The organism is Klebsiella sp. R445 (genome assembly GCF_051131755.1).
Taxonomy (GTDB): Bacteria; Pseudomonadota; Gammaproteobacteria; order Enterobacterales; family Enterobacteriaceae; genus Klebsiella; species Klebsiella lignicola.
On sequence record NZ_CP180446.1, the window covers coordinates 928,861 to 949,240 of the forward strand.

The 20,380-nt window shown below is 51.4% G+C and carries 25 protein-coding genes; 11 read left to right on the forward strand and 14 right to left on the reverse strand.

The genetic code is table 11. The features are described 5' to 3' along the window. Window positions 1-14 precede the first annotated feature (14 nt). Window positions 15-1,049: a phage major capsid protein, P2 family gene (locus tag ACMYSN_RS04325; RefSeq protein WP_099843239.1), complete on the reverse strand. Its 1,035-nt coding sequence runs from the start codon at window positions 1,047-1,049 to the stop codon at window positions 15-17. A 9-nt stretch (window positions 1,050-1,058) separates the two neighbouring features. Continuing rightward, window positions 1,059-1,898 (reverse strand): GPO family capsid scaffolding protein, encoded by an 840-nt coding sequence (locus tag ACMYSN_RS04330; RefSeq protein WP_462497140.1) that lies wholly within the window; start codon window positions 1,896-1,898, stop codon window positions 1,059-1,061. A gap of 155 nt (window positions 1,899-2,053) precedes the next feature. On the opposite strand from ACMYSN_RS04330, the gene ACMYSN_RS04335 reads away from it, so the two are divergent. The 4 genes from ACMYSN_RS04335 (at window position 2,054) to ACMYSN_RS04350 (ending at window position 6,107) form a co-directional block, all read left to right on the forward strand. Then, a complete protein-coding gene (locus tag ACMYSN_RS04335; RefSeq protein WP_462497141.1) occupies window positions 2,054-3,781 on the forward strand; it encodes a terminase large subunit domain-containing protein in 1,728 nt (575 codons plus the stop codon). Window positions 3,782-3,783: 2 nt separating this feature from the next. Further along, window positions 3,784-4,836 (forward strand): phage portal protein, encoded by a 1,053-nt coding sequence (locus ACMYSN_RS04340; RefSeq protein ID WP_462497142.1) that lies wholly within the window; start codon window positions 3,784-3,786, stop codon window positions 4,834-4,836. 508 nt (window positions 4,837-5,344) lie between these two features. Further along, a complete protein-coding gene (locus ACMYSN_RS04345; protein WP_462497143.1) occupies window positions 5,345-5,608 on the forward strand; it encodes a type II toxin-antitoxin system RelE family toxin in 264 nt (87 codons plus the stop codon). A 124-nt stretch (window positions 5,609-5,732) separates the two neighbouring features. Next, on the forward strand, window positions 5,733-6,107 hold the full coding sequence (locus ACMYSN_RS04350; protein WP_462498197.1) for a helix-turn-helix domain-containing protein: 375 nt from the start codon (window positions 5,733-5,735) through the stop codon (window positions 6,105-6,107). Between the two features lie 51 nt (window positions 6,108-6,158). On the opposite strand, the gene ACMYSN_RS04355 is transcribed toward ACMYSN_RS04350, so the two are convergent. The 9 genes from ACMYSN_RS04355 to ACMYSN_RS04395 all read right to left on the reverse strand — a co-directional run bounded on the left by ACMYSN_RS04355 (window position 6,159) and on the right by ACMYSN_RS04395 (window position 12,639). After that, window positions 6,159-6,614, reverse strand: coding sequence for a hypothetical protein (locus tag ACMYSN_RS04355; RefSeq protein ID WP_462497144.1), 456 nt, complete (start codon window positions 6,612-6,614; stop codon window positions 6,159-6,161). A gap of 285 nt (window positions 6,615-6,899) precedes the next feature. Continuing rightward, complete coding sequence (locus tag ACMYSN_RS04360) at window positions 6,900-9,527, reverse strand: replication endonuclease (RefSeq protein WP_462497145.1); 2,628 nt, start codon at window positions 9,525-9,527, stop codon at window positions 6,900-6,902. A 38-nt stretch (window positions 9,528-9,565) separates the two neighbouring features. Further along, on the reverse strand, window positions 9,566-10,501 hold the full coding sequence (locus tag ACMYSN_RS04365; protein ID WP_462497146.1) for a DNA adenine methylase: 936 nt from the start codon (window positions 10,499-10,501) through the stop codon (window positions 9,566-9,568). Further along, the gene (locus ACMYSN_RS04370) at window positions 10,498-10,725 is read right to left on the reverse strand and encodes a ParE family toxin-like protein (RefSeq protein WP_462497147.1); all 228 of its coding nucleotides are present in this window, start codon (window positions 10,723-10,725) and stop codon (window positions 10,498-10,500) included. The genes ACMYSN_RS04365 and ACMYSN_RS04370 overlap by 4 nt, the downstream gene beginning before the upstream one ends. 8 nt (window positions 10,726-10,733) lie before the next feature. Next, complete coding sequence (locus ACMYSN_RS04375; RefSeq protein WP_462497148.1) at window positions 10,734-11,300, reverse strand: 3'-5' exonuclease; 567 nt, start codon at window positions 11,298-11,300, stop codon at window positions 10,734-10,736. Next, entirely contained in the window at window positions 11,297-11,524 is a 228-nt protein-coding gene (locus ACMYSN_RS04380; RefSeq protein WP_174508986.1) for a hypothetical protein, read from the reverse strand. The genes ACMYSN_RS04375 and ACMYSN_RS04380 overlap by 4 nt, the downstream gene beginning before the upstream one ends. A 68-nt stretch (window positions 11,525-11,592) precedes the next feature. Further along, on the reverse strand, window positions 11,593-11,865 hold the full coding sequence (locus ACMYSN_RS04385) for a hypothetical protein (protein WP_099843220.1): 273 nt from the start codon (window positions 11,863-11,865) through the stop codon (window positions 11,593-11,595). A 2-nt stretch (window positions 11,866-11,867) separates the two neighbouring features. Continuing rightward, the gene (locus ACMYSN_RS04390; RefSeq protein WP_462497149.1) at window positions 11,868-12,107 is read right to left on the reverse strand and encodes a DUF4754 family protein; all 240 of its coding nucleotides are present in this window, start codon (window positions 12,105-12,107) and stop codon (window positions 11,868-11,870) included. 265 nt (window positions 12,108-12,372) lie between these two features. Next, window positions 12,373-12,639: a regulatory phage cox family protein gene (locus tag ACMYSN_RS04395; RefSeq protein ID WP_266199516.1), complete on the reverse strand. Its 267-nt coding sequence runs from the start codon at window positions 12,637-12,639 to the stop codon at window positions 12,373-12,375. A gap of 122 nt (window positions 12,640-12,761) precedes the next feature. Here ACMYSN_RS04395 and ACMYSN_RS04400 point away from each other — a divergent pair, with 122 nt between their 5' ends. From ACMYSN_RS04400 to ACMYSN_RS04420, 5 genes are all read left to right on the forward strand, one after another. Beyond that, a complete protein-coding gene (locus ACMYSN_RS04400; protein ID WP_266199517.1) occupies window positions 12,762-13,061 on the forward strand; it encodes a helix-turn-helix domain-containing protein in 300 nt (99 codons plus the stop codon). A 115-nt stretch (window positions 13,062-13,176) separates the two neighbouring features. Continuing rightward, complete coding sequence (locus ACMYSN_RS04405) at window positions 13,177-14,193, forward strand: phage integrase (protein ID WP_174508989.1); 1,017 nt, start codon at window positions 13,177-13,179, stop codon at window positions 14,191-14,193. A 233-nt stretch (window positions 14,194-14,426) separates the two neighbouring features. After that, window positions 14,427-15,440, forward strand: coding sequence for a sensor domain-containing diguanylate cyclase (locus tag ACMYSN_RS04410; RefSeq protein ID WP_462497150.1), 1,014 nt, complete (start codon window positions 14,427-14,429; stop codon window positions 15,438-15,440). 67 nt (window positions 15,441-15,507) lie between these two features. Next, on the forward strand, window positions 15,508-15,609 hold the full coding sequence (locus ACMYSN_RS04415; RefSeq protein ID WP_123755447.1) for a YoaK family small membrane protein: 102 nt from the start codon (window positions 15,508-15,510) through the stop codon (window positions 15,607-15,609). Window positions 15,610-15,814: 205 nt separating this feature from the next. Beyond that, window positions 15,815-15,937 carry a hypothetical protein gene (locus ACMYSN_RS04420; RefSeq protein ID WP_227540094.1) on the forward strand — a complete coding sequence of 41 codons (123 nt, stop codon included), beginning with the start codon at window positions 15,815-15,817 and terminating at the stop codon, window positions 15,935-15,937. Window positions 15,938-16,007: 70 nt separating this feature from the next. Here the strand turns inward: ACMYSN_RS04420 and ACMYSN_RS04425 are convergent, their stop codons facing one another. The 3 genes from ACMYSN_RS04425 to lpxP all read right to left on the reverse strand — a co-directional run bounded on the left by ACMYSN_RS04425 (window position 16,008) and on the right by lpxP (window position 18,042). Continuing rightward, entirely contained in the window at window positions 16,008-16,271 is a 264-nt protein-coding gene (locus tag ACMYSN_RS04425) for a DUF2534 family protein (protein WP_123753964.1), read from the reverse strand. A 126-nt stretch (window positions 16,272-16,397) separates the two neighbouring features. Then, window positions 16,398-17,036 (reverse strand): leucine efflux protein, encoded by a 639-nt coding sequence (gene leuE, locus ACMYSN_RS04430; RefSeq protein ID WP_462497151.1) that lies wholly within the window; start codon window positions 17,034-17,036, stop codon window positions 16,398-16,400. A gap of 91 nt (window positions 17,037-17,127) precedes the next feature. Beyond that, the gene (gene lpxP, locus ACMYSN_RS04435; RefSeq protein WP_123753962.1) at window positions 17,128-18,042 is read right to left on the reverse strand and encodes a kdo(2)-lipid IV(A) palmitoleoyltransferase; all 915 of its coding nucleotides are present in this window, start codon (window positions 18,040-18,042) and stop codon (window positions 17,128-17,130) included. A 789-nt stretch (window positions 18,043-18,831) separates the two neighbouring features. Between lpxP and fecI the strand changes: the two genes are divergently transcribed. Continuing rightward, complete coding sequence (gene fecI / locus ACMYSN_RS04440; protein ID WP_154143668.1) at window positions 18,832-19,353, forward strand: ferric citrate uptake sigma factor FecI; 522 nt, start codon at window positions 18,832-18,834, stop codon at window positions 19,351-19,353. Beyond that, a complete protein-coding gene (gene fecR / locus ACMYSN_RS04445; RefSeq protein WP_462497152.1) occupies window positions 19,350-20,297 on the forward strand; it encodes a FecR family protein in 948 nt (315 codons plus the stop codon). Before fecI ends, fecR begins: the two co-directional genes overlap by 4 nt. Window positions 20,298-20,380: the final 83 nt, after the last annotated feature.

Below are 20,380 nucleotides of genomic sequence, written 5' to 3' on the forward strand. Positions count from 1 at the left end.
GGTTGTGGTTATTATCAGGCGAATGTCACGCCGTCGATCATGGCAATCATGCCGTACTCTTCAATGACATAGTCGTCATTGCTGGACTGGTAAGTCGCAATACGGTTGTAGTGCGGTTCTTCCCGGATAGAGCGACGCAGGGAGCCTTTCTGGTAGTACACAGAGAGGTTTTTCAGGTTGGTGATTAACACCACGTCTTCCGGGATCCCCGGCACAAACACCGTCGGCAGGCCGCCAATCTTTTCCTGACTGACAATCAGCTGCGCGGCCAGCAATTCGGTATTCGGGTTGGTCTGACTGAGTGCGTTGACTTTTGGCAGGTTCACTTTCAGCAGCAGATCGGAAGAGAGCACGGTGACCAGACCAGGGGTACGGCGGAACCATGGATCCATGAGACTGTGACGTGCATCGAGCACGGCGGCGTCAATATTGCCGTAGGTGCCTGATGCAATTACCGCGTTGTTCTCATCGCGGGAGGTCAGCGTGATGCCTGGCATAATGCGCTGCGGTGCTTCATCGCGGATCTTTTGCAGCCAGCCCACGCCGCAATCCTGCAATAACGGATACGCAGTGCGATCGGAGTTTTCGGAGTAGTGCGTACCATTGAAGCCAACCATCTGGCGGTCCAGCCCCAGCTGGCGGGCCATGGCATTGCTAATCAGTGACTGAAACTCAGGGTGACCGGCCCACGCATCCAGTTCCGCATAGGAAAGTGCATAATCATAGTTGGTTTTGCGGCAGTGATAGTTCTGCGGCTCTTTGTTATGGTTCGGCGCCGGGTTGCGGCGGTTGGTGCCGTCCGAGCTATTATTGGTGCTCGCCATCGGCCCTTTACTGCCGATCTTCACTTTCTGGCCTTCCTGCTCCTTAACCCCAAAGTGGTTAACCTGCTTCATAAAGTCGTCCGACTCCATGGCGGCCTGTTCCAGCTTTTGCTGAATGGTCGGATCAACGCTAAAGCGGTTGGCAACGGCTGAAGGTGAAACGCCATTCAGTTGCGCCTGACGCACAATATAATTATCAAATAGTTCGCGGGTCTGGTTTTCCATGATTACCTCTTAAAATTCTGCAAGCTGGGTGCTGCAGGCACCGGTAGCCGCCGGCCGCGCGCTGTAATTCTCTGCTGGCTGGAGCTGAAGTTGACTACGCAAGGCGTTGAGTTCACTGGTCAGTTGCTGAATAGTGGTTTTGTCCTGCTGGCGTTCCTGCTCCAGGGCACTGAACCGGTCAATCTGATCGGCCTGAGATTGCGCCACGGCTTCAACAACCTGATGCAGTTGACTGAAGCGCTGATCGTCAGTCTTCTGGCCCTTATTCAGAATGCCCATCATGCGGTTGAACCAGTTGGCGCCCTCTTCACTGCGCTGGGCGGCCAGCTCGACCACTTCGGCCTCCAGCGCATCAGAGAACAACGGCGCCTCTGCCTGTTGGTTATTGAAGGCCATCACCTGAGCACGCTGCTGGGAGGCAAATTTGAGGCGCTCAGTCCCCAGGCTTGCCGGCGTGTCTGTCATCGCGAGGCCAACCACGTACGCCTTACCGTTAAGAGCAAATTGCGGATGCAGCTCAATGCTGGAGTAGACTTTTTTCCCGTCATCAGTGAGCTGCTTCATACGCGTTGATGCGTCGATTTCGGCATACAGCGCAGTGCGACCAGAAAGCGGACCGTCAGTGATATCTTCAACGCTTAATGCCGCCACATCCCCCATGGCGCCAAAGTCACTGCCCGGATAAGGGGAAAGGTAGTGCTCGACATTCACACGGGCGCCGTAAACATCGGGGTTGTAGTTAGCCGCAGCGTCGCGAAGGTGTTCCGGGCGGATCTCGCGACCGTCAACCGTCGCGCCAGAAACCGCAACACGGAACTTTTTACGGGCTGGTTTAGTGGTGCTGGCCATGTCGTTTATCCTGTTGGTTTGTGTCAGTCGCAGCATCATGGCATTGCGTAAAAGCCCCGCGCCACGCGGTTTTGTTGTCGGAGAACGCCCAGACCTGAAACCCCGCGCCGCCGTGATCGCGCGCGGGTAATCTCCCTGCTCAAAAGGGGGTGTGAATGATTCAGGATGCGTTTATTCGGTTGCGAGCCAAGCAGCTCTACTGGCAGGGGTATCCGCCCGCCGAAATATCCCGGTTGATGGGTATCAACTCCAATACGGTGTATTCGTGGAAAAAGCGTGATGAGTGGGACGAGACGACACCGATCAAACGGGTCACGCAATCCATTGACACCCGTCTCTGCCAGTTAAGTGCAAAGGACAATAAAACCGGTGGTGATTTCAAAGAGATCGATCTGTTAACCCGGCAGTTAAAAAAGCTGGATACCGGGCAGAGCATCACCCTCTCTGGCGTTAATAAAACCAGTCGTCGCAAGAAGAAAAACCATTTCACCGACGAGCAAATAGAAGCGCTGCGCACAAAAATCATTGACTCACTTGCCTGGCATCAGCGCGGTTGGTACGAGCAACGAGATCAGCGTAACCGGATGATCCTCAAATCGCGCCAGATTGGGGCGACCTGGTACTTTGCCCGCGAGGCACTGCTGGGCGCATTGAGGACTGATGTTAAACATGACTATCAGCGCAACCAAATCTTCCTTTCAGCATCCCGTAAACAGGCGCTTCAGTTCCGAAACTTTATCCGTAAAGCGGCAGAAGAGGTGGATGTTGAACTCAAGGGCGGTGAGCAAATCACTCTGTCAAACGGCGCAGAGCTGCACTTTCTCGGGACGTCAGCGGCAACCGCGCAGTCTTACACCGGCCACCTGCGATTTGATGAGTTTTTCTGGACCGGTAACTTTATCAACCTGCGTAAGGTCGCCGGGGCCATGGCGACGCTAAAGGGATTAACGCGCACCTACTTCTCCACGCCCTCCAGCGAAAGCCATGAAGCCTATCAGTTCTGGACCGGAGATCGTTGGAATGCAAAGCGGCCTAAAGCGCAGCGCGTTGATTTCGATGTGACCTGGAAGAAAACCCATAGCGGCGTGCTGTACCCGGACAAAACATGGCGGCAGATCGTTACTATTCAGGATGCCATCAACAACGGCTGGGACTATACCGACATTGACGAGATCAGGGATGAAAACAGCCCTGATGAATTTGAAAACCTCTACATGTGCGAGTTCGTCAAAGACGGTGAAAGCGCGTTCAACCTGAGTCAGTTGTTGGGATGCGGCGTTGACGGATACGACGACTGGCCGGACTGGAAACCTTTCGCAGGTCGCCCTATGGGCCTGCGTGAGGTCTGGCTGGGTTATGACGCCAACGGCGGCAGTGGCAATGGCGATGCCGGCGCACTGTCCGTCACCGTCCCTCCCCTGGTGGCAGGAGGGCGGTTCCGCACGATTGAGATTCAGCAGCTGCGAGGCCTTGAATTTGAGCAGCAGGCGGCAGTGATCAAGGAGGCGGCAGAACGCTACAACGTCACCCATATTGCCATTGACGGGCAAGGCATCGGCGAGGCGGTCTGGCAGATTGTTAAAAACTGGTTCCCGGCGGCTATCTGCTACCAGATGAGCCTCTCATCCAAGCGCGCCCTAGTCCTTAAAATGCTGCAGGTGATACGCGCCGGACGCTGGGAATACGACCGAAGCGAGCAAGGCCTGGTCAGAGCCTTTAACGCCGTCCGCAAAGTCGTTACGCCCGGCGGTTTCATGACATACGAGACGGACCGGTCACGCGGCGTGAGCCATGGTGATATGGCGTGGGCGACCATGCTTTCGATTATTAATGAACCGCTGGGCCAAGAAAGTGGCGGCGGTGGTTTCGCGATGGGGTGGTAACAGTGAAAAAGAAATACAGTAAAAAACCGGTAACCAGCACCTCCGGTTCTGACATTGCGGAGTCACTGAAGGCCGATCCTGAGTTAACAGCATTCAGCTTTGACGGGCCTTATCCGGTGCGTGATATGGCCGACCTGCTGGACAATCTCTATTGCCTGGATAACGGGCGATACTATGAAACACCGGTAGATTTTTATGGTCTGGCTAAAGCGCCACGCCAGAGCGCCTGGCATGAGTCTGCCCTGTACTTCAAACGGAATGTGCTGACCGGCTGCTTTATCCCGCACAAGCTGCTCAATCGCCAGACCTTTTCCGCGTTTGCGCTGGACTGGTTCACGTTTGGCAATGCCTACCTTGAACTGCCGCGCAATCGCCTGGGCGGACCGCTTCCTTTCAGGCATTCACTGGCAAAGTACACCCGGCGTGGAAGTGCAGACCTTGATCAGTACTGGTTCATCCGGCGCTGGAAAGAGGAACACTCGTTTAAACCGGGTTCAGTGTGTCATGTTCTGAATCCGGACATTAATCAGGAGGTCTACGGCATGCCGGAATATATGGCAGCGCTGCTGGCGGCCAGTCTGGCTCACTCCGCTGACATGTTCCGCAAGCTGTACTACGACAACGGGTCCCACGCGGGCTGTATTGTCTACATCGGTGCGGGACAGGTAGACGATAAAAGCATGAAGGCGGTCAAGGAGACACTGACCGGAGCGCGCGGTCAAGGCGCGTTTAAAAACCTGTTGCTGCATGCGCCAGGCGGCGGCAAGGATGGTGTCCAGATCCTGCCGTTTCAACAGATCACCGCGAAAGATGAGTTTATCAACATCAAGAATGCCACGCGGGACGACATACTTGCGGCACACCGTATTCCGCCGCAGCTGATGGGCGCCATGCCAGCAGGAAATGGATCATTTGGGGATATTGAGAAGGCCGCCAGGGTCTATGCCATCAACGAGCTGACTCCGGTGATGGAGGCGCTGAAGGTAGTCAACGAGTGGCTCGGAGAAGAAGTGATCCGCTTTAACCCTTATGCGTTGCTTTCCCCTGAGAAATAACCGCCAGAAAATTCAGTTTCTTTAAACAACATCAGTCAGTTATAACAGGCCAGCGCTGTCGCTGGCCCATCTTTTCTGCTTTAAAAATTCCACATCAGCGCCCCTCTACGCGTCACTGCTTTTTCCCTGCGTAGGGCATGCCTCCACCCAAAACGACCGCTTACCGTGACGCAGAATCCGTGAAAATGCGCATTCTGCCACCTTCCCTGCCCTGACCCACTTGCGGGGGCTTGCCCCCCGTCACCTGCGCGCAACTATCCTTTCATTTTTCATGCATGCACCAACCTGGCCTCAGACCGCGCCCCACATGGGCTTAAAAGGGATAAAGTGCATCAAAAAAATTGTGCAAAACTGCGCACTATTGCGCATCGTGATAACGATGAACAAGCAGAGGAAATATAGGGCTAATAGTGATCTTATGTTGACAATATAGGGTTAAACCCCTATATTTAAATCATCCCAATCGTGGGAGTGCTCTTTGACAATTTGGCATGCTGAGGAAATGTCTATGGCTAAGATACTCTGGACAGGTAGAGCCGTTAAGGATCTGATTAAACTACCTGCAAGAGATCAGGAGTCAGTGCGCGAAAAGGTAAACTCCATGCAGTCGTATCCCAATATTGACTCGCTGGACGTTAAAAAACTGACCGATCAAAAAGGTCAGTACCGCCTAAGAGTTAAAAGTTACCGCGTTCTCTTTCAGTTTATTGATGGAGAGGCGCAGATAATTGAGATTCAAAGAGTTTTGCGCCGTACTTCGTCGACATATTGATCCAATGTGTTTACTCATGGCGGGGCAACCCGCCTTTTCCTTTGCATGCTGATTGATTTTTGGGCGAGACACACACAGCAAGAAGTAAATTAAATATATAAATTTATTAAATAATTAAAGGCGAATTATGAGCATTCAGTACATCACCGACAGCCGCGGCCAGAGAGTCTCCGTTGTGGTGCCAATTGACCTTTTCGAAAAGTTAGTTGACGCCAGCGATCTCGATGAGCTGTACGAAGCTGTGCAGGATGAACCGGGCGCATCAGATAACATTCGTTATCCAAATGAGGTCGTGAATATCCTGTCACAAAAAGGGTGCACCATGCAGGCAGCCTGGCGTATTTACAGAGGCATGACGCAAAAACAAGTGGCTGATTCCTTGGGTATCAAACAAGCCACTGTCTCTGAATTTGAGAAATCTGAACGACCACGTAAAGATAATATTGAACGACTAGCCAAGCTCTACGACTGTTTACCAGAACAGCTCACTCTTGAGTAAAGAAAAAGCCCCGCTATGCGGGGCTTTTTTACACGGCGTACGCGCACCGTGTTAGCTTAGGAAGTGAGGTGTATAGGTGGTTGGTATCTTAAGGTTTTGTCCTATTTCCTCGATGAGTTTGGACAAACCCTCCCTGCTACCACCTACAAGCACTGATACTATCATATTCAGGTTTCTCGCTGATTCAAGCACTTCAACTGGTGTGGGGACACACCTCATCCCAATATAACTTTTCTTGAGGAAGCACGACAAAGCTGAATACTTCGCTATTAACTGAGCCGCAGCATCTTTCAGATCGTGAATTGTTACAGCATCAGCATTAAAGCTCGTAATTTTAGCTTGCTCACGCAACAATAATGCTGAAATACGTCCTAACTGTTCCTTGAACGATACATAAGGTTCAATGACTCTTTTGGCTATGAGTTGACCGGCGACAAAAACAGCAACACCAGTGAGAACTGTAACGGCGACAGAAGTACTCATAATTGTGCCAAGATAATTAATCATGAAAATTATCCTATCTGCTTGATAAGCGTCTGTCCACTGGCTGTCAGATACAATACCTAGCACCAAATACCAATGCTAATCGCACTGTAGGACGTAGGCACGAAACACGGCGCGACTCTACGATCATACACCTTTCCGTTTCGACAATTTGCAGGCCTCGCATACTCTTCAGCCATAACTTATCGCCTGGCTCCGGTACTGATGGCAGATCCAGGACTATCTCAGGGCAAGTGCTCTTTTTAAGCTGGGCAACGATATATTCATTAATTTCTACAGTAAACATGGTCATGATTTCTTCCTGATAGCCCTTTGGCAGCGATCAAGCAGCTCACTTTTTCTGGTCAATGATTCCGGTGCATGGTTGGCGTGTTTAAACAACCGGCGCTCCACTATTAACACCCCTTCTCTGATGGCAAATTCCATTTCACCACGCGACAGAATGCAGCCACCAACTAACAATCTAACCTCCCAGTCACTGAGAACGATATTACGTCTATTCAGTTCGGCGATCGCGTGGTCAGGCACTTTTTGCGAGATCCCGCGAATGCCTTGCTGCGGTAAGTTTCGCCCTTGACCGTTCACTGCCTTGCCGTTCTGTTGAAGTAATTCTACCTCTGACTTTTTCTTTTGGTATTCCGAAGCCGCAGCGGCATAGTTATCTGCCCGTCGTTTCGCTTCGAGCTGTAACTGCTCGCGCCAGCGCTGCTCTGCCTCTTCCGGCATCAGGCTCATATCTTTCGCAGCGGTGACTTTTGGCCCCCACGCCAGCGCGGCTTCGTCATCAATCGACATGCGCAGGCTGCGCGCGGTACGTGTGAAGGCTTGCTCTGAGTTTTCGCGATCGGATTTTCTTAGCCTGCTGGTGATCTCCTGCCTTTGCTGGCGTGAATATTGGCGTAAATTTTCGATATTCAGCGGAAGTTCTGTCACTGGACTGCTGTCTGGCGCAGTTTTATCCGCTGGCACCGTTGTTTCTGACGGTGGTTTTTCATCCGAAACGGAGCGCCCCGTACAGTTATTGACAGAACTCCAAGGGGCCGCGTCGCGGCCTTCTAAGGTCAAATTCTCGACCGACGATAGCTTACGCTTCGGTACGATTTTGTAATCATTGGTACGGGTATAAATGACCGAATCACTGAACGTAAACGGACAATAGACGCCGCTGATTTTGGCGACTGTGTCACCATAATCATTGCCGTTTTCGGTGTATTCATAATTGAGACGAACACGCAAACAATCGCGAGTTACAAACGGGCCGCCTTGGGCGTTGACGTATCCCGGCCAATCAGGCGCATCAGCCGCAGCGCGGGCAGCTTCAAGTTCCGGGTGCAAGACAAGCTCACGACTTCCTAGGCGCCTTAGCTCGCGCCAGGTGGATACGGGCGCGCCGCCAATCTGCTGAAACTGGCGAATACTCCAGCGTGAAGCCCACGCCCGCACGCGCTTTGCCATCTCTTTAACGGGTTTGCCTGACTCGTGATCAAACTCGCCATCCATTCCATAACCGTCGATATTTTTTGAGATGTACTTTGCGATGTATCCCGTTGCCGATCCAAACTCTTCATCAATTGGTTTGGCAGTAAAACGATACTGAGCCGCGCCGGGTTCGCCTCCATCCACTTGGAGGGCGTACTCATGAAAAATTTCAGTGGCAAGCTCCACCTCTTCAGGGTGGAGAAATAACAGCAGGTGCCAGTGCGGCGTTCCGTCGTGATGTGGTTCGGCTACACGAAAACCAAATGTGCGGATGCCTTCCCTTCCCCATTTGGCGCGTACACGTGACCAGACGTTGCAAAGGTACTTTTGAGTTTTGCGTGGGCTGGCATTGCAGTATTTATCGTTGCGCTTGCCGGAATGCACATGCGTGGCGTGATAACGTGACGGTGCGGTCAACGTGTAGAACATGCCAACCAGTCCCATCTCGTTAGCCATATCCTCAAAACCGCGCATGCGCACCATCAATTCATGACGGGCGATCTTCGGGTTGGAAACGCTGCCCATGACCTTATCGAGCAAGGAGGTACGCTCGCCAGTGTCCTGGTCTTCCAGTTCCATCGCCTGAAGGTATTCAAAGTTGGCTTTTTTTTGAGCTACCCACTCCCTGAGGCAAGGTTCAGAGCAATAAGGGGATGCCACTTTGCTGACGTAGCTAGTGGCGATCATGAGGTGCTCACGCCAGCGGTCATGAATTTTGCGGAGCTTAACTAGCCACCACTTTTCCTTTTGAAGTCTGGCAATAACACGCAATGCATCTTCTGCTGTCAGTACTTCATCGCAATACTGTTTCCAGCCAGGGATCGCAATGTTGAGTGAGGTCGCTTTGCTGGCAATGGCGCCGTAAGCGTAGATCGTGGAAAACTCCACATCTGCCGTTTTCTCGTACCGAAAATCAAACTCGCGCATAAACTCGCTTTTCATCAGATTGGCGAGCCTATAGGCCAGTCGTCTCAGGCGCTTTTTATCTGCCCATGGCAGCAGATGAAAATCATCACGTAGCGGAAAGAGAATTGCAGGCAGATTACTTTGCGGCAGATATTGTGCGTTTACCGCATCAACACGACGCAATACATGGCGCTCGAACGTGTTGAATAACCAGCGTACAGCCTCTTTCGGGTTCCTACGGTCCAGAGTTTCCAGGTGCATTGAAAAGCGCTTGCGGATAAACGCAGGGAGAGCCTGGACGCGGCGCCGCAGATGACGCGCCAGTCTTGCTCGATCAAATGCCCTGCGCGCCACCTCATCACGAGGGCGCAACGGTACCCGATAAACAACATCAACAAGTTCGCTATAGGCAAGCGCCTTACGCTCGCCTTTGGGGGTGAGATACTCAATTGCAGGCTCTTCGGCGTCGCTTGGATTAATAGCCCGCCGTGGGGCATTCCAGCTCCATGCCAGGGCTGTGGAATCAGGCATAGCTCACCGTCGTTATCTTATTTTGCCAGGTCAACGCCTCAACAAGCTGGCGCAGCAAACACTTCGGCATATGTCGCATCGCCCATCACCGCCCCACAGTCCGGACAACCTCCACTACCAGAACGACCGCAACCACCACACACACGAAGCACGCCAATCACTTCACCGGCTATATCGCGGGTTTTGGCGCTAACGGAACGGCGAACTCTGAAGGCGTGGAGATTGAAAGCGGAGTAGATCTGGCGTGTTTCTGATGTGTCGCTATTCGAGATGACCGAGCGCGTTCCATGCTGGCGATTAATGTCCAGCAGCGCCGTAACCAAAGCGCGGTGATCATCCAGGGTAAATGGCTTGCCGTAAGCGGTGAAATTGGCTGTTTTGCTAGTCGGGATGTACGGCGGATCGCAGTAAATCACGGAGTCCAGGCGGTTCTTCGCAACATACGGAATGGAAGTACGAAAATCATTACAAAGAAAGAGCGCGTGAGTATCCTGCGCCTTTTCGGCAAACAGGCGCATTTCGGCTTCTGGAAAATAGGGAGCCTTATAGCTGCCAAACGGGACATTGAAACCGCCATCCCTGTTGGTGCGATACAGCCCGTTAAAGCAGTGGCGGTTCAGGTATAAAAATGACGCCGCCCAGCGTACAACGTAATCATCTGTACACTCGTCATCCCACGACAGGTGGTTGAACAGCTTGCGCTCTTCGTAATAGCTATCCTCGTTGTTGCCATTTCTAAATAAGTTCCTGGCGATCTGAGTCAATCTTTCTGGGCTATCCCTGAGTGCGCGGAGGAAATTGATCAGTGCGCGATTGCTGTCACAAAGCACATACCGGCGGTAATCCGTATTCATAAATACGGTACCGCTACCGGCAAAAGGCTCAATCAGGCAATCAGCTTTCGGCAGGTGCTTCAGCAACTCCGGCATCACACGGGCTTTACCGCCTGCCCATTTAATCGGTGACTTAATCATTTGCGGTATTCCTGGTTGTAGGTTTCGTGGGTCATGAGTTGCCACTGCTGGCCGCCGTTTTTACTAAGCAGGCGCCAGCGACGACCAATGCGGATCACGAGATAGGAATGCGGCTTTACACAGGAGAAATTATGCTTCCCGTGAGAAAAGCATTTAAGAGCAGCCAGCGCCCTGGTACAGACGGGTAGCGGTGCGTTGCATACGATGGAGAGACGCGAATGCATAGCAGCCCTCACAGCGATTCAATATATGGATTTGTCAGCCGCCGCCAGATCTCGCAGACCTGCCCCGCTTGATAGAGCGCATCAGTGAGTGTGTAACGCACCATCTCGTTTCGCGCGTGTGGTGCATAACCCGTGCATGCGGCAAGATCGAGAAGAGAGCGGATACAGCGGAATTTTGTACCTTCAGGGAAAATGCCAGACACCTCTGAGCGATCCGCGGCATAGCGCAGCGAAACCAACTTTTCCGGGGTATCTTTGAACCAGACAAATAGCGCTGCATTCTGGGGCTGGGTGTTATCAGCAATGAAACCTGCAAGGTCGCAAAGCACCCCCTCTTCAGCTGCGGTGGCACTCATCACTTCTGCGCGCCAGTGAGGATCTTTTTTCATCCAATCAAACGCAGTCTGAATACTGAGACGCCCTTTCAGGCTCTGCGCTTTACGGATATCGATTGAGGAATAAAACGTCTTCCCAATCTGACCAGTTGACGGTTCAAAGAACACAGCTTCGATTGCACACAGAGGGGAAGACTGTTTCTCGTAGACATTAATCAAATCAATCATTAAATGGTTCATTGTTTTGAGTCCTTGATGGGTGGGGCTATTTCACGGTTGATGATCCACAGCTCTACAGCTGCATGAATTTCATCTGCGGCAACGTTTTCCTTTTCGAGGTGGGCCATAAGGATGCGAAGAAGCCCCAGTAAATGAATACGCTCTTGCCTACGCGCATTTGTGCTAATTTCTACAAACTGTGGGTCACTTATTCCGCCCTCTAGCTTTATCGACGTAACCGACATACAACCTCCTGAAAAAGGCAAAGCGGATCCCCGGCAAAGTGAATGCCGTTATTTTTAACGCTGGTTAATTAGTGGTTAGGTCGCGGTTTTCTTTTTATCTGCTTGAATAACCTTTCATGCCAGTAATACATGAAATCAATAAAGGTCATTCGCGCGCGTTCGTGATTACCACGAATTTCTTTTTCCAGACCGTAAATAATGAGTTCAATTGACGGGCTGTTTGCTGGCACACCAATGACACAACCATTCTTAAGATGGACAGTAAAACCCTGCGCGGCGTTTTCTACCGCCTCGCGGATCACCATTTCCTGTGCCCAGGAGGTCTTCTCTTCGGTGAACATGCTCATATGGCATGCTCTAGTACAATTGGTGGCGGTATCTCACCATTCATGATGGCGGTAATGGATGGGCGAAGTTCACAGAGGGTGTCATCATCATTCATGCAGAAAGCGGCACCGTAGACATGCTGGACACCGCTGGCTAATACGCCGTAATGAGACTCGCGACCCTGCGGGTTATTTTCAAGGTTGAAATAATAATCTTCCAACATCTTATTAATCTGATCAGCATAAAGGCGTTTCATTTACTCGCTCTCCTTTAGTGAATAATAAAGAGGTCCGCATTAATAATTCGGTCTATCGTTCTGCACGCTTCCGCTAACGCGAAGTCGATGCCGTAATAATGGCCTTCATGCGTAATTTGATAACGCTGGCGGTTGTACGGTTTTTTGCGTGGGAGTCTCAGAATAGTAAAGCCACAGTAAAGGCTGGTTTTGCTGTTGAGATGTAATACCGCCCCGCGTGCTCCTCTCTTCATGTGTTATCTCCTGAAATCTGGGATCAACTGGGTTAACCCAGTCCCAACCACATTAACCACCCTTCCCTGATTTCTTTTGGGCGACTTTCGTAGGCCAGTTTCATGCCGTTGTTCCAGGCCGGAAGGTAAACCCAATATTCCCCAGCACGGCCAGAGGTAGATTGAGGATCTGTCATCTCAATCACCGGTAACTTCCCTTTCTCGATCATGCCCTTCACAGCTGCAGGGGTTTTTCCAATGAGCCTGGCGAACTCCTGATAAGGCAGAGCATCAGTACTGCTTACAAGCTGCTTATTCATCTGTTACGATTCTCCGTTAGTGCAATTAATTGCTCTGAATGGGTTTTAATTGCTCCTATAGGGAAAATTTACCATAAGTAATTTATTCCACTATAGGAGAATAATCATCTTATGGAGAACTTATGTCAACCCCGGTACATGAAAAAATCAAGCTCATTAGAGAGTCAGAGAGGCTAAACAGAAAGGAAATCAGTGAATTAACTGGCATTGCCTACGGTTCATTTTGTGGCTATGAGGCCGGTGATAAAAAACCAGGAGTGGAAGCAATCATGAGGCTACTACAGCACCCTAGGTTCACTAAATACACCATGTGGTTTATGGCCGACCAGGTAGCACCTGAGTCCGGTCAGATAGCACCGGCTCTCGCACACTTTGGGCAAGGCTCGGAAAAATCTCAGTCCTCAGACCAAAAGACTGGCTGACGGTTTATCGACACTACATGCATTACAAGTGCATGCAGCTAGTCGCGAAACACCCACCACCCAGGCATAGAGAATCAAGTAGAAGTAAGAAGCGAACCAATCGGAGGGATTTCTTATGACAATTAAGAAACTCGATGATGGTCGATATGAAGTGGACATCAGGCCTGCAGGGCGCAACGGAAAGCGCATCCGCAGGAGATTTGACAAGAAGAGTGAAGCGGTAGCATTTGAGAAGCACACGCAGTTTAACCACCACACCAAAGAGTGGTTATCAAAACCGACAGATAAGCGGCATCTGTCTGAGTTAATACAGCTCTGGTGGAATTTGAAGGGAAAACACGAGGAGCATGGACGGATAAATCGCAACAAGATTGAGACGTTCTGCAGGATGACTAACGATCCTTGTGCATTTCAGATTACAAAAGCACTGATAAGTCGGTACTACTCGGCAAGAAGAAGCCAGGGCATTAAAGCTTCGACCATAAACCGCGACCTCAATAGCACCAGTGGCATGTTCACTGCACTAATTGAGGCTGAATTGTTCTCCGGCGAGCATCCAATTCGGGGCAGGAAAAAGCTGAAAGAAGAAGTACCTGAAACCGGATATCTGACCGAAGGAGAGATAGCCCTGTTGCTCTCCAAGCTCGTTGGCGACAACAAGAAGATCGCAATTCTCTGTTTAAGCACCGGTGCCCGTTGGGGTGAAGCAGCACGACTTAAGGCGGAAAACATCATACAGAATCGCGTAACGTTTGTTAAAACCAAGAGCAACAAGCTGCGCACTGTTCCAGTATCCGCAGAAGTCGCGAAATTCATAGCCGGTGGTAAGCGCGGTTTGTTGTTCACCAGTGCGTCATATACCGACTTCAGGCAGACACTTCGGGAAGTAAAACCGGATCTCCCGACTGGTCAGTCTACGCATGCCTTAAGACACAGTTTCGCGACGCACTTTATGATTAATGGGGGAAGCATCATAACGTTACAAAGGATCCTCGGACACGCAAGAATTGAGCAAACAATGGCCTATGCTCACTTTGCGCCTGAGTACTTACAGGATGCCATTTTGCTTAACCCGTTAAGGGGTGGCATTGATGCGGAGAACGTCCACATTTTGTCCACACTTAGGCAGTAAAATATAGCTTTCGATGGTGTTGGGTGCCGCGCAACCCGCATTCCACTGTCGAAAGCCACAACTACCGGTTCTGGGTAATGCACCCGACGGGGCTTTTTCCCCCCCCGCTGCGATCGCAAGTATTCCTCGAATTAATGTGTTAAATTTGATGTATCTATGTTTACTTTTCGTGGGTAGCCGTCGCCAGCTGGATCTGCTGGCTGTCTTCACTCGCGATCGGGAGCCGTACATTCATGTCAGATTTTATTCTTGCTCGTGTTTCGCAAACACTCGCCAACGAACATTCCCTGGAATTATTAGTTCGGCAGTTGCTTGAGATGCTGGAGCTGGTGACCAGAATGGAGTCGACGTATCTGACTCGTATTGATTTTGAAGCACAGCGTCAGCTTATTATGTATGCACATAACAGCAGCGTTATGCAGATCCCGGAAGGGTTTTCCGTGCCCTGGAATGATTCATTATGCAAACGAGCCATCGACGAGAACTGCCAGTTTAGCAATGATGTCAACCATCGCTGGCGCTCGTGCATTGCCGCTCAAGAGCTGGGGATCATGACCTTCTTCAGCATCCCCGTGCGCCTCGCCGACGGCTCGCTGTATGGCACGCTGTGCGCCACCAGCCGCGATAAGCAGCCCTTCAACCTTGAGGGCGAGCAGGTCATGGGGCTGTTTGCGAATTTAATCTCTCACTATATTGAGAAAGAGACGCTGGTTGACCAACTGCGCGAGGCCAACGTCGCGTTAGAGATGCACTCTTATACCGATGAACTCACCGGGCTGGCGAACCGTCGGGCGTTGTTTAAACACCTGACGTCGATATTTCCCCGTGCGCGTGAGCAGCAGCGCAATATCCTGATGGCCTTTATTGACCTTGACGATTTTAAAGCGATTAACGATCGCTTCGGTCACCAGTGCGGCGACAGCTTCTTAATTCAGATTGGCGAACGCTTAACTGCCCACCTTGAACCTGGCGATCTGGTGGGACGACTGGGTGGCGATGAGTTTTTAGTGGTTGGCGCCGAACGGGATGCCGCACAGCAGCAAGCCTTTGTCGCCACGCTGCGCCAGGCCTTAAGCGGGGTGTATCATCTCGCCGGCCACCGGATCGATTATCCTGGGGCCAGCTTTGGCGTTATTGACGTTAATCCTCATAACCAGGATGTTGAAGGCGCTTTACGTGCCGCCGATGATGCCATGTATCAGGATAAAAAATCCCGTCGCAAACAAACCTTCCTGTATCTTGATTAAGGTATGATAGCGCGGCTTAATGGACTCTTATATTGCGGGCACGATGTCTGGCCCCAGAGGTAACACAATGAGATTGGGTATTCTTTTCCCGGTGGCCATCTTTATCGTCGCCGTTATTTTTCTCGGTTGGTTTTTTGTCGGCGGTTACGCGTCGCCGGGAGGCGCGTGATGAAAAAAAGCACCATTATTATGCTCATCGTCGCCATTATTGCGCTGGCAGGCGTGCAGTTCGGCTGGTGGTAATCGCATTTTTTATCAGGCTGAAATTGCAGAGTTGTCTTATCCACTCAATAACTTAACGCTATACACTCACTTCATCAGCCGATTCCGCAGGCCCTTTGCCCGCGGACGGTGGACCAGCGGAGAAGTGAGAAATGAAAAAACCGATCGTGTTAACGTTGCTACTTACGCTATGCACGCTGTTATCGGGTTGTATCGTGCATGATGGCTATCATCACGGGCGCCACCACCATCATTATGACGGTCGCGGTTGGTAATTGAGGGATTAGTGAGCGAAGCATCAAGCAGGGCGAACGTCGGTTCGCCCCGTTTTATAGAGACTGGCAATCAGTCCTGACGATCGGAACCTAAAAAGAAGAACCCCAGCGGAATAGAGAACAGCAGCGTGAACACGGTGCTGTAAACGGTCACCATCGCCCCTTGCAGGAAGAACATCGACACCGTCCACTCCGAATACGGCATATTGTATTCGCTTACCACGCCGCCGAACGTCGCACGCCCAACCACGGTAAGCGCGATGGCAAACACAATCCCTATCGACAAGAAGAATTTCTTGCTGTTTTTATTGCTGATGAGTTTTTGCAGAATCATCCGGGTTCCCTTTTGACTGACCGATAATCGGCTGTATATGTAACATCAATGCAATAAAAATTGAAGGGTTTTTGTTACAACGTAGTGATTACCACTGCCTGGCCGGGATGGTTACCGGCCTGCAGGTCAGGATTGCAGCGTTGCCAGTCGCGCGGCAAAGCCGACGAAAACAAGGCCAATCAGGCTGTTACCGATTTTTGCCAGCTTGGTTTTCGTTTTCACATAGCGCGTCACGAACGAACCGGAGAGGATCAGGAAGCTCATATACATAAAGCTAATGATCTCCAGCGTCAGCGCCAGAATAAAGAATGCCAGTCCCGGCGTTTTCGCGCTCACGTCAATAAACTGCACGAAAAACGAGACATAGAAGAGGATGGCTTTCGGATTGGTCAGGCTCAACGTCAGCGAGCGTTTCAGGATCGCGCTCCCCGGCTCGGCACTGGCATCGGCATGCCCGTCCCGCTGGGTCAGCACAGCGTACAGCATTTTGCCACCAAGCCACAGCAGGTAAATCGCCCCCAGATAGCGAACGATATTAAATAACACCGGCGTGGTCTTAATCAGCGTCGCGACACCGGCAAAAGCCAGCATCATCAGTACGGCATCACCAATGAACACCCCGGCCGCCGCCAGATAGCCTTTCTTTACGCCGTGAGCAATCCCGGTTTTCAGAACAAAAAAAGTATTAGGGCCGGGAACCAGGATGATAAAAATAGCCCCGACCAGGTAGGTCAAATAATTCAGTACACCAAACTCAGCGAACACGCTGCACTCCTTCGCTTTCAACAAAAAACATGATCGCGCTCACGTTAACGCAACTGCTGCGATTTTGAAAGCGCTTACGGTGCTTGTTGAATTAGTAGAGTGAACCTTCACCCAGCGGACGCGTTTTGAAACGGCGATGCACCCACAAATATTGCTCCGGTGCGCGCAGAATCTCTTTTTCGATCACTTTATTGATATAGCTGGCGGCATCCTGTTTATCCTCACCAGGATAATCGTTCAGCACATCGCTGATATATAAGGTGTAGCCTTTTCTGTCGGCTTTGCGCACCATGCTGATGCTCAGCATCTTCGCCCCTGACAGGCGAGAGAGCACATAGGTACCGTTAGTGGTCGCCGCCTGCGGAACAGAGAAGAACGGCGCAAACACGCTGCCTTTCGGGCCGTAGTCCTGATCCGGGGCAAACCACACTGCTTCGCCGGCTTTCAGCGCATGCACCAGGCCAGACAAATTACGACGATCGATCATCGCTTTATTTGAACGCAGTCGTCCGCGGGTCTGTACCCACTCCATCAACGGGCTGTTGTGCGGACGATAGGTCGCCATCATTGGCCGACACAGGCCCATAGTACGACCGCCAAGCTCCAGCGACATAAAGTGCACGCCTACCACCATCACGCCCTGCCCGGCACTCAGCGCTTTGCTGAGATTATCGAAGCCTTCAACGTCAAACCATTTTTTGACCCGCTCGTCGCTCCAGAACCAGGCCATACCCGTTTCGATAAGCCCCATACCCAGCGACATGAAGTTCTGTTCAATCATTTTTTCTCGCGCTTCGGCGGACATGTCCGGGAAGCACAGTTCAAGATTACGTCGGGCGATATGTTCCCGGCGCTTGAGAAAACGGCGTGAGGCCTTACCCGCGCTGGTACCAATAGTATGGAGAAGTGGATAGGGTAATTGCACTATTAACCAGAGTATGGCGAGGCCAAACCAGGTCCCCCAGTTGCGAGGGTGAAGTAGACTTTTATTAAAAGCGCAAGGCATGATTTTTCCTGTAAACGTCTATAAATGGGGTAACGCTTAAGGAAAAAACGAAGTCCCTTCATCAGTCGTTAGGCGGTACGTATAGCAACTATGACAATAGTAATCCGGCTAAATTCACTCGGGCAAGTAAAAAACGCCGCTGGTGTGAAAAAAGCATAATAACGCCACAACTGTAACAGAATGTAAAATAAAAAAGAAGCGTTGATTACAATTATTTACCGTGCCAATACTTTATTCGCTAATTATGTCGTTAATCTGATTGCACATTATTAAACCAACTTGCAACTTCTGCGATCGTCCACTACCGCAGGCCCCGCTATGACTAGGCTAACGGTTGAGACCGCCCGCCCTCACCGTTGTCGATGCGCCAGATCATTAAAACAATAAAGGGTGGTCATAAAATAGCTGCGGAATATAGCTACTGATTATTGTCGCCGCAATTTCATTTGAAAATTTCAGGGAGTGGATATTTTCATTCCTTTTTTATCTATGAAATAAGAATCCCCTCAATTTTATAAATTATGCTAATGCTTTTTACTCTTACAAAATAAACGATCCTTTACTCAATTATAACGAATAATTATCGTTCTTTACCCTAAACCAGCGAGGATGCCCTGCTGGCGGCGCACTTCATGGTCTGATACACCGAATGCAGATCAATTCATCAATCGCAACAATCACTTATTGATATTATTGCCCGTTAGCGCCTTTTTAGCCGCATTTCAATTGAAATGAGAACCATTCTCATATTAACATAAACCTTATTGATAACTTGCTTCGAACCCGGTCATGTCTCAGCTTTCCGCCACCAGCACACCTTTGACGCTTGCGTCGCTTTACCAGGCCCATCACGGTTGGCTGAAAACGTGGCTTACCCGGAAGCTGCAATCTGCCCATGACGCTGACGACGTTGCCCAGGATACATTCTTACGGTTAATGAGTGGCGAGGCGTTAGCCACCATTCGCGATCCGAAATCCTTTCTCTGCACCGTGGCAAAACGGGTGATGATCGATCTGTTCCGCCGTAACGCCCTGGAACGTGCCTGGCTGGAAATGATGGCCCAGCTCCCCGAAGAACTTGCCCCTTCTCCGGAATTACAGCAAAGCCAGCTCGAAACATTACAGCAGATCGATGCCATGCTTGATGGCCTGAGCCGCAAGGCCCGCGAGGCCTTTTTGCTGTCGCAGCTTGAAGGCCTGACCTACGCCGAGATTGCCGTTCGACTGGGAGTCTCCGTCAGCTCTATCAAAAAATATATCGCCAAAGCCACCGAACACTGCCTGCTGTTCCGCCTGGAGAACGGCCTGTGAACACATCATTAAGCGAGTCCCGTCGTCAGGCGCTACGTTCTGCTTCGCACTGGTACGCGGTATTGAGCGACGGCCGGGCTAATCCGCAGCAGGAGGCGCGCTGGCAGCAATGGTATGAACAGGATCGCGACCACCAATGGGCGTGGCAACAGGTGGAGAATCTGCGCCAGCAGATGGGGCAACTCCCCGGCACGCTTGCCAGCCGCACCCTCAACGACAACCGCCTGACCCGCCGCCAGGTCCTGAAAGGGGTGATGCTGCTGATTGTCGGCGGCAGCGGCTGGCAGATCTGGAACAGCGAACTGGCCAGCGGGTACCGTGCCGATTACCGTACGGCGAAAGGCATGCCGCTGCGCCATACCCTCGATGATGGCACCCTGCTCACGCTGAATACCGACAGCGCCGCCGATGTCCGCTTTGATGCCCGCCAGCGGTTGGTCAAGTTGCGCTACGGCGAGATTGCCATTACCACCGCGCGCGATAAACAGCAGCGACCGTTTCGCGTGCAGACTCGCGACGGTTTACTCACCGCGCTGGGGACCGAGTTTATCGTCCGTCAGTGTGCCACTGAGACACGCCTGACGGTGCTACAGCACGCGGTAGAAGCCGTATTGCCCAACGGCCTGAACGCCATTATTCACGCCGGTGAAAGCCAGCGCTTTACCCGCGAGAGTTTCTCCCCTCTGCAGCCGGTAAACCACAGCGAAGAGAGCTGGACCGAAGGGGTGCTCAGCTTCCGCGATCGGCCGCTGCGCGAGGTCATCGCGACCCTCTCTCGCTATCGGCCCGGCATTCTGCGCTGCGATCCTGCGGCCGGCGATTTACGGCTGAGCGGCACCTTCCCGCTGGGCAATACCGACGCGATTTTACACATCATCGCCCAAACGCTGCCGGTGAAACTGCAGTTCGCCACCCGCTACTGGGTCACCGTTATCGCCGCCTGAGAAAAAAATACCAAAAATTCTCATTCTCCATTGTCCCTTTTCATCTTCTCGTTCGACTTAACAGATGAAGACAACCAAAAACG

Coding starts and splice junctions, on each gene's coding strand:
- ACMYSN_RS04355 (WP_462497144.1), bottom strand. CDS start 6,614: ATGATTAATTATCTTGGCACAATTATGAGTACTTCTGTCGCCGTTACA.
- ACMYSN_RS04370 (WP_462497147.1), bottom strand. CDS start 10,725: ATGCATTCGCGTCTCTCCATCGTATGCAACGCACCGCTACCCGTCTGT.
- ACMYSN_RS04330 (WP_462497140.1), bottom strand. CDS start 1,898: ATGGCCAGCACCACTAAACCAGCCCGTAAAAAGTTCCGTGTTGCGGTT.
- ACMYSN_RS04360 (WP_462497145.1), bottom strand. CDS start 9,527: ATGCCTGATTCCACAGCCCTGGCATGGAGCTGGAATGCCCCACGGCGG.
- ACMYSN_RS04400 (WP_266199517.1), top strand. CDS start 12,762: ATGTCAACCCCGGTACATGAAAAAATCAAGCTCATTAGAGAGTCAGAG.
- ACMYSN_RS04410 (WP_462497150.1), top strand. CDS start 14,427: ATGTCAGATTTTATTCTTGCTCGTGTTTCGCAAACACTCGCCAACGAA.
- ACMYSN_RS04345 (WP_462497143.1), top strand. CDS start 5,345: ATGGCTAAGATACTCTGGACAGGTAGAGCCGTTAAGGATCTGATTAAA.
- lpxP (WP_123753962.1), bottom strand. CDS start 18,042: ATGCCTTGCGCTTTTAATAAAAGTCTACTTCACCCTCGCAACTGGGGG.
- ACMYSN_RS04415 (WP_123755447.1), top strand. CDS start 15,508: ATGAGATTGGGTATTCTTTTCCCGGTGGCCATCTTTATCGTCGCCGTT.
- ACMYSN_RS04405 (WP_174508989.1), top strand. CDS start 13,177: ATGACAATTAAGAAACTCGATGATGGTCGATATGAAGTGGACATCAGG.
- ACMYSN_RS04335 (WP_462497141.1), top strand. CDS start 2,054: ATGATTCAGGATGCGTTTATTCGGTTGCGAGCCAAGCAGCTCTACTGG.
- ACMYSN_RS04390 (WP_462497149.1), bottom strand. CDS start 12,107: ATGAAACGCCTTTATGCTGATCAGATTAATAAGATGTTGGAAGATTAT.
- ACMYSN_RS04375 (WP_462497148.1), bottom strand. CDS start 11,300: ATGAACCATTTAATGATTGATTTGATTAATGTCTACGAGAAACAGTCT.
- ACMYSN_RS04420 (WP_227540094.1), top strand. CDS start 15,815: ATGAAAAAACCGATCGTGTTAACGTTGCTACTTACGCTATGCACGCTG.
- ACMYSN_RS04385 (WP_099843220.1), bottom strand. CDS start 11,865: ATGTTCACCGAAGAGAAGACCTCCTGGGCACAGGAAATGGTGATCCGC.
- ACMYSN_RS04380 (WP_174508986.1), bottom strand. CDS start 11,524: ATGTCGGTTACGTCGATAAAGCTAGAGGGCGGAATAAGTGACCCACAG.
- fecI (WP_154143668.1), top strand. CDS start 18,832: ATGTCTCAGCTTTCCGCCACCAGCACACCTTTGACGCTTGCGTCGCTT.
- ACMYSN_RS04365 (WP_462497146.1), bottom strand. CDS start 10,501: ATGATTAAGTCACCGATTAAATGGGCAGGCGGTAAAGCCCGTGTGATG.
- ACMYSN_RS04395 (WP_266199516.1), bottom strand. CDS start 12,639: ATGAATAAGCAGCTTGTAAGCAGTACTGATGCTCTGCCTTATCAGGAG.
- ACMYSN_RS04425 (WP_123753964.1), bottom strand. CDS start 16,271: ATGATTCTGCAAAAACTCATCAGCAATAAAAACAGCAAGAAATTCTTC.
- ACMYSN_RS04325 (WP_099843239.1), bottom strand. CDS start 1,049: ATGGAAAACCAGACCCGCGAACTATTTGATAATTATATTGTGCGTCAG.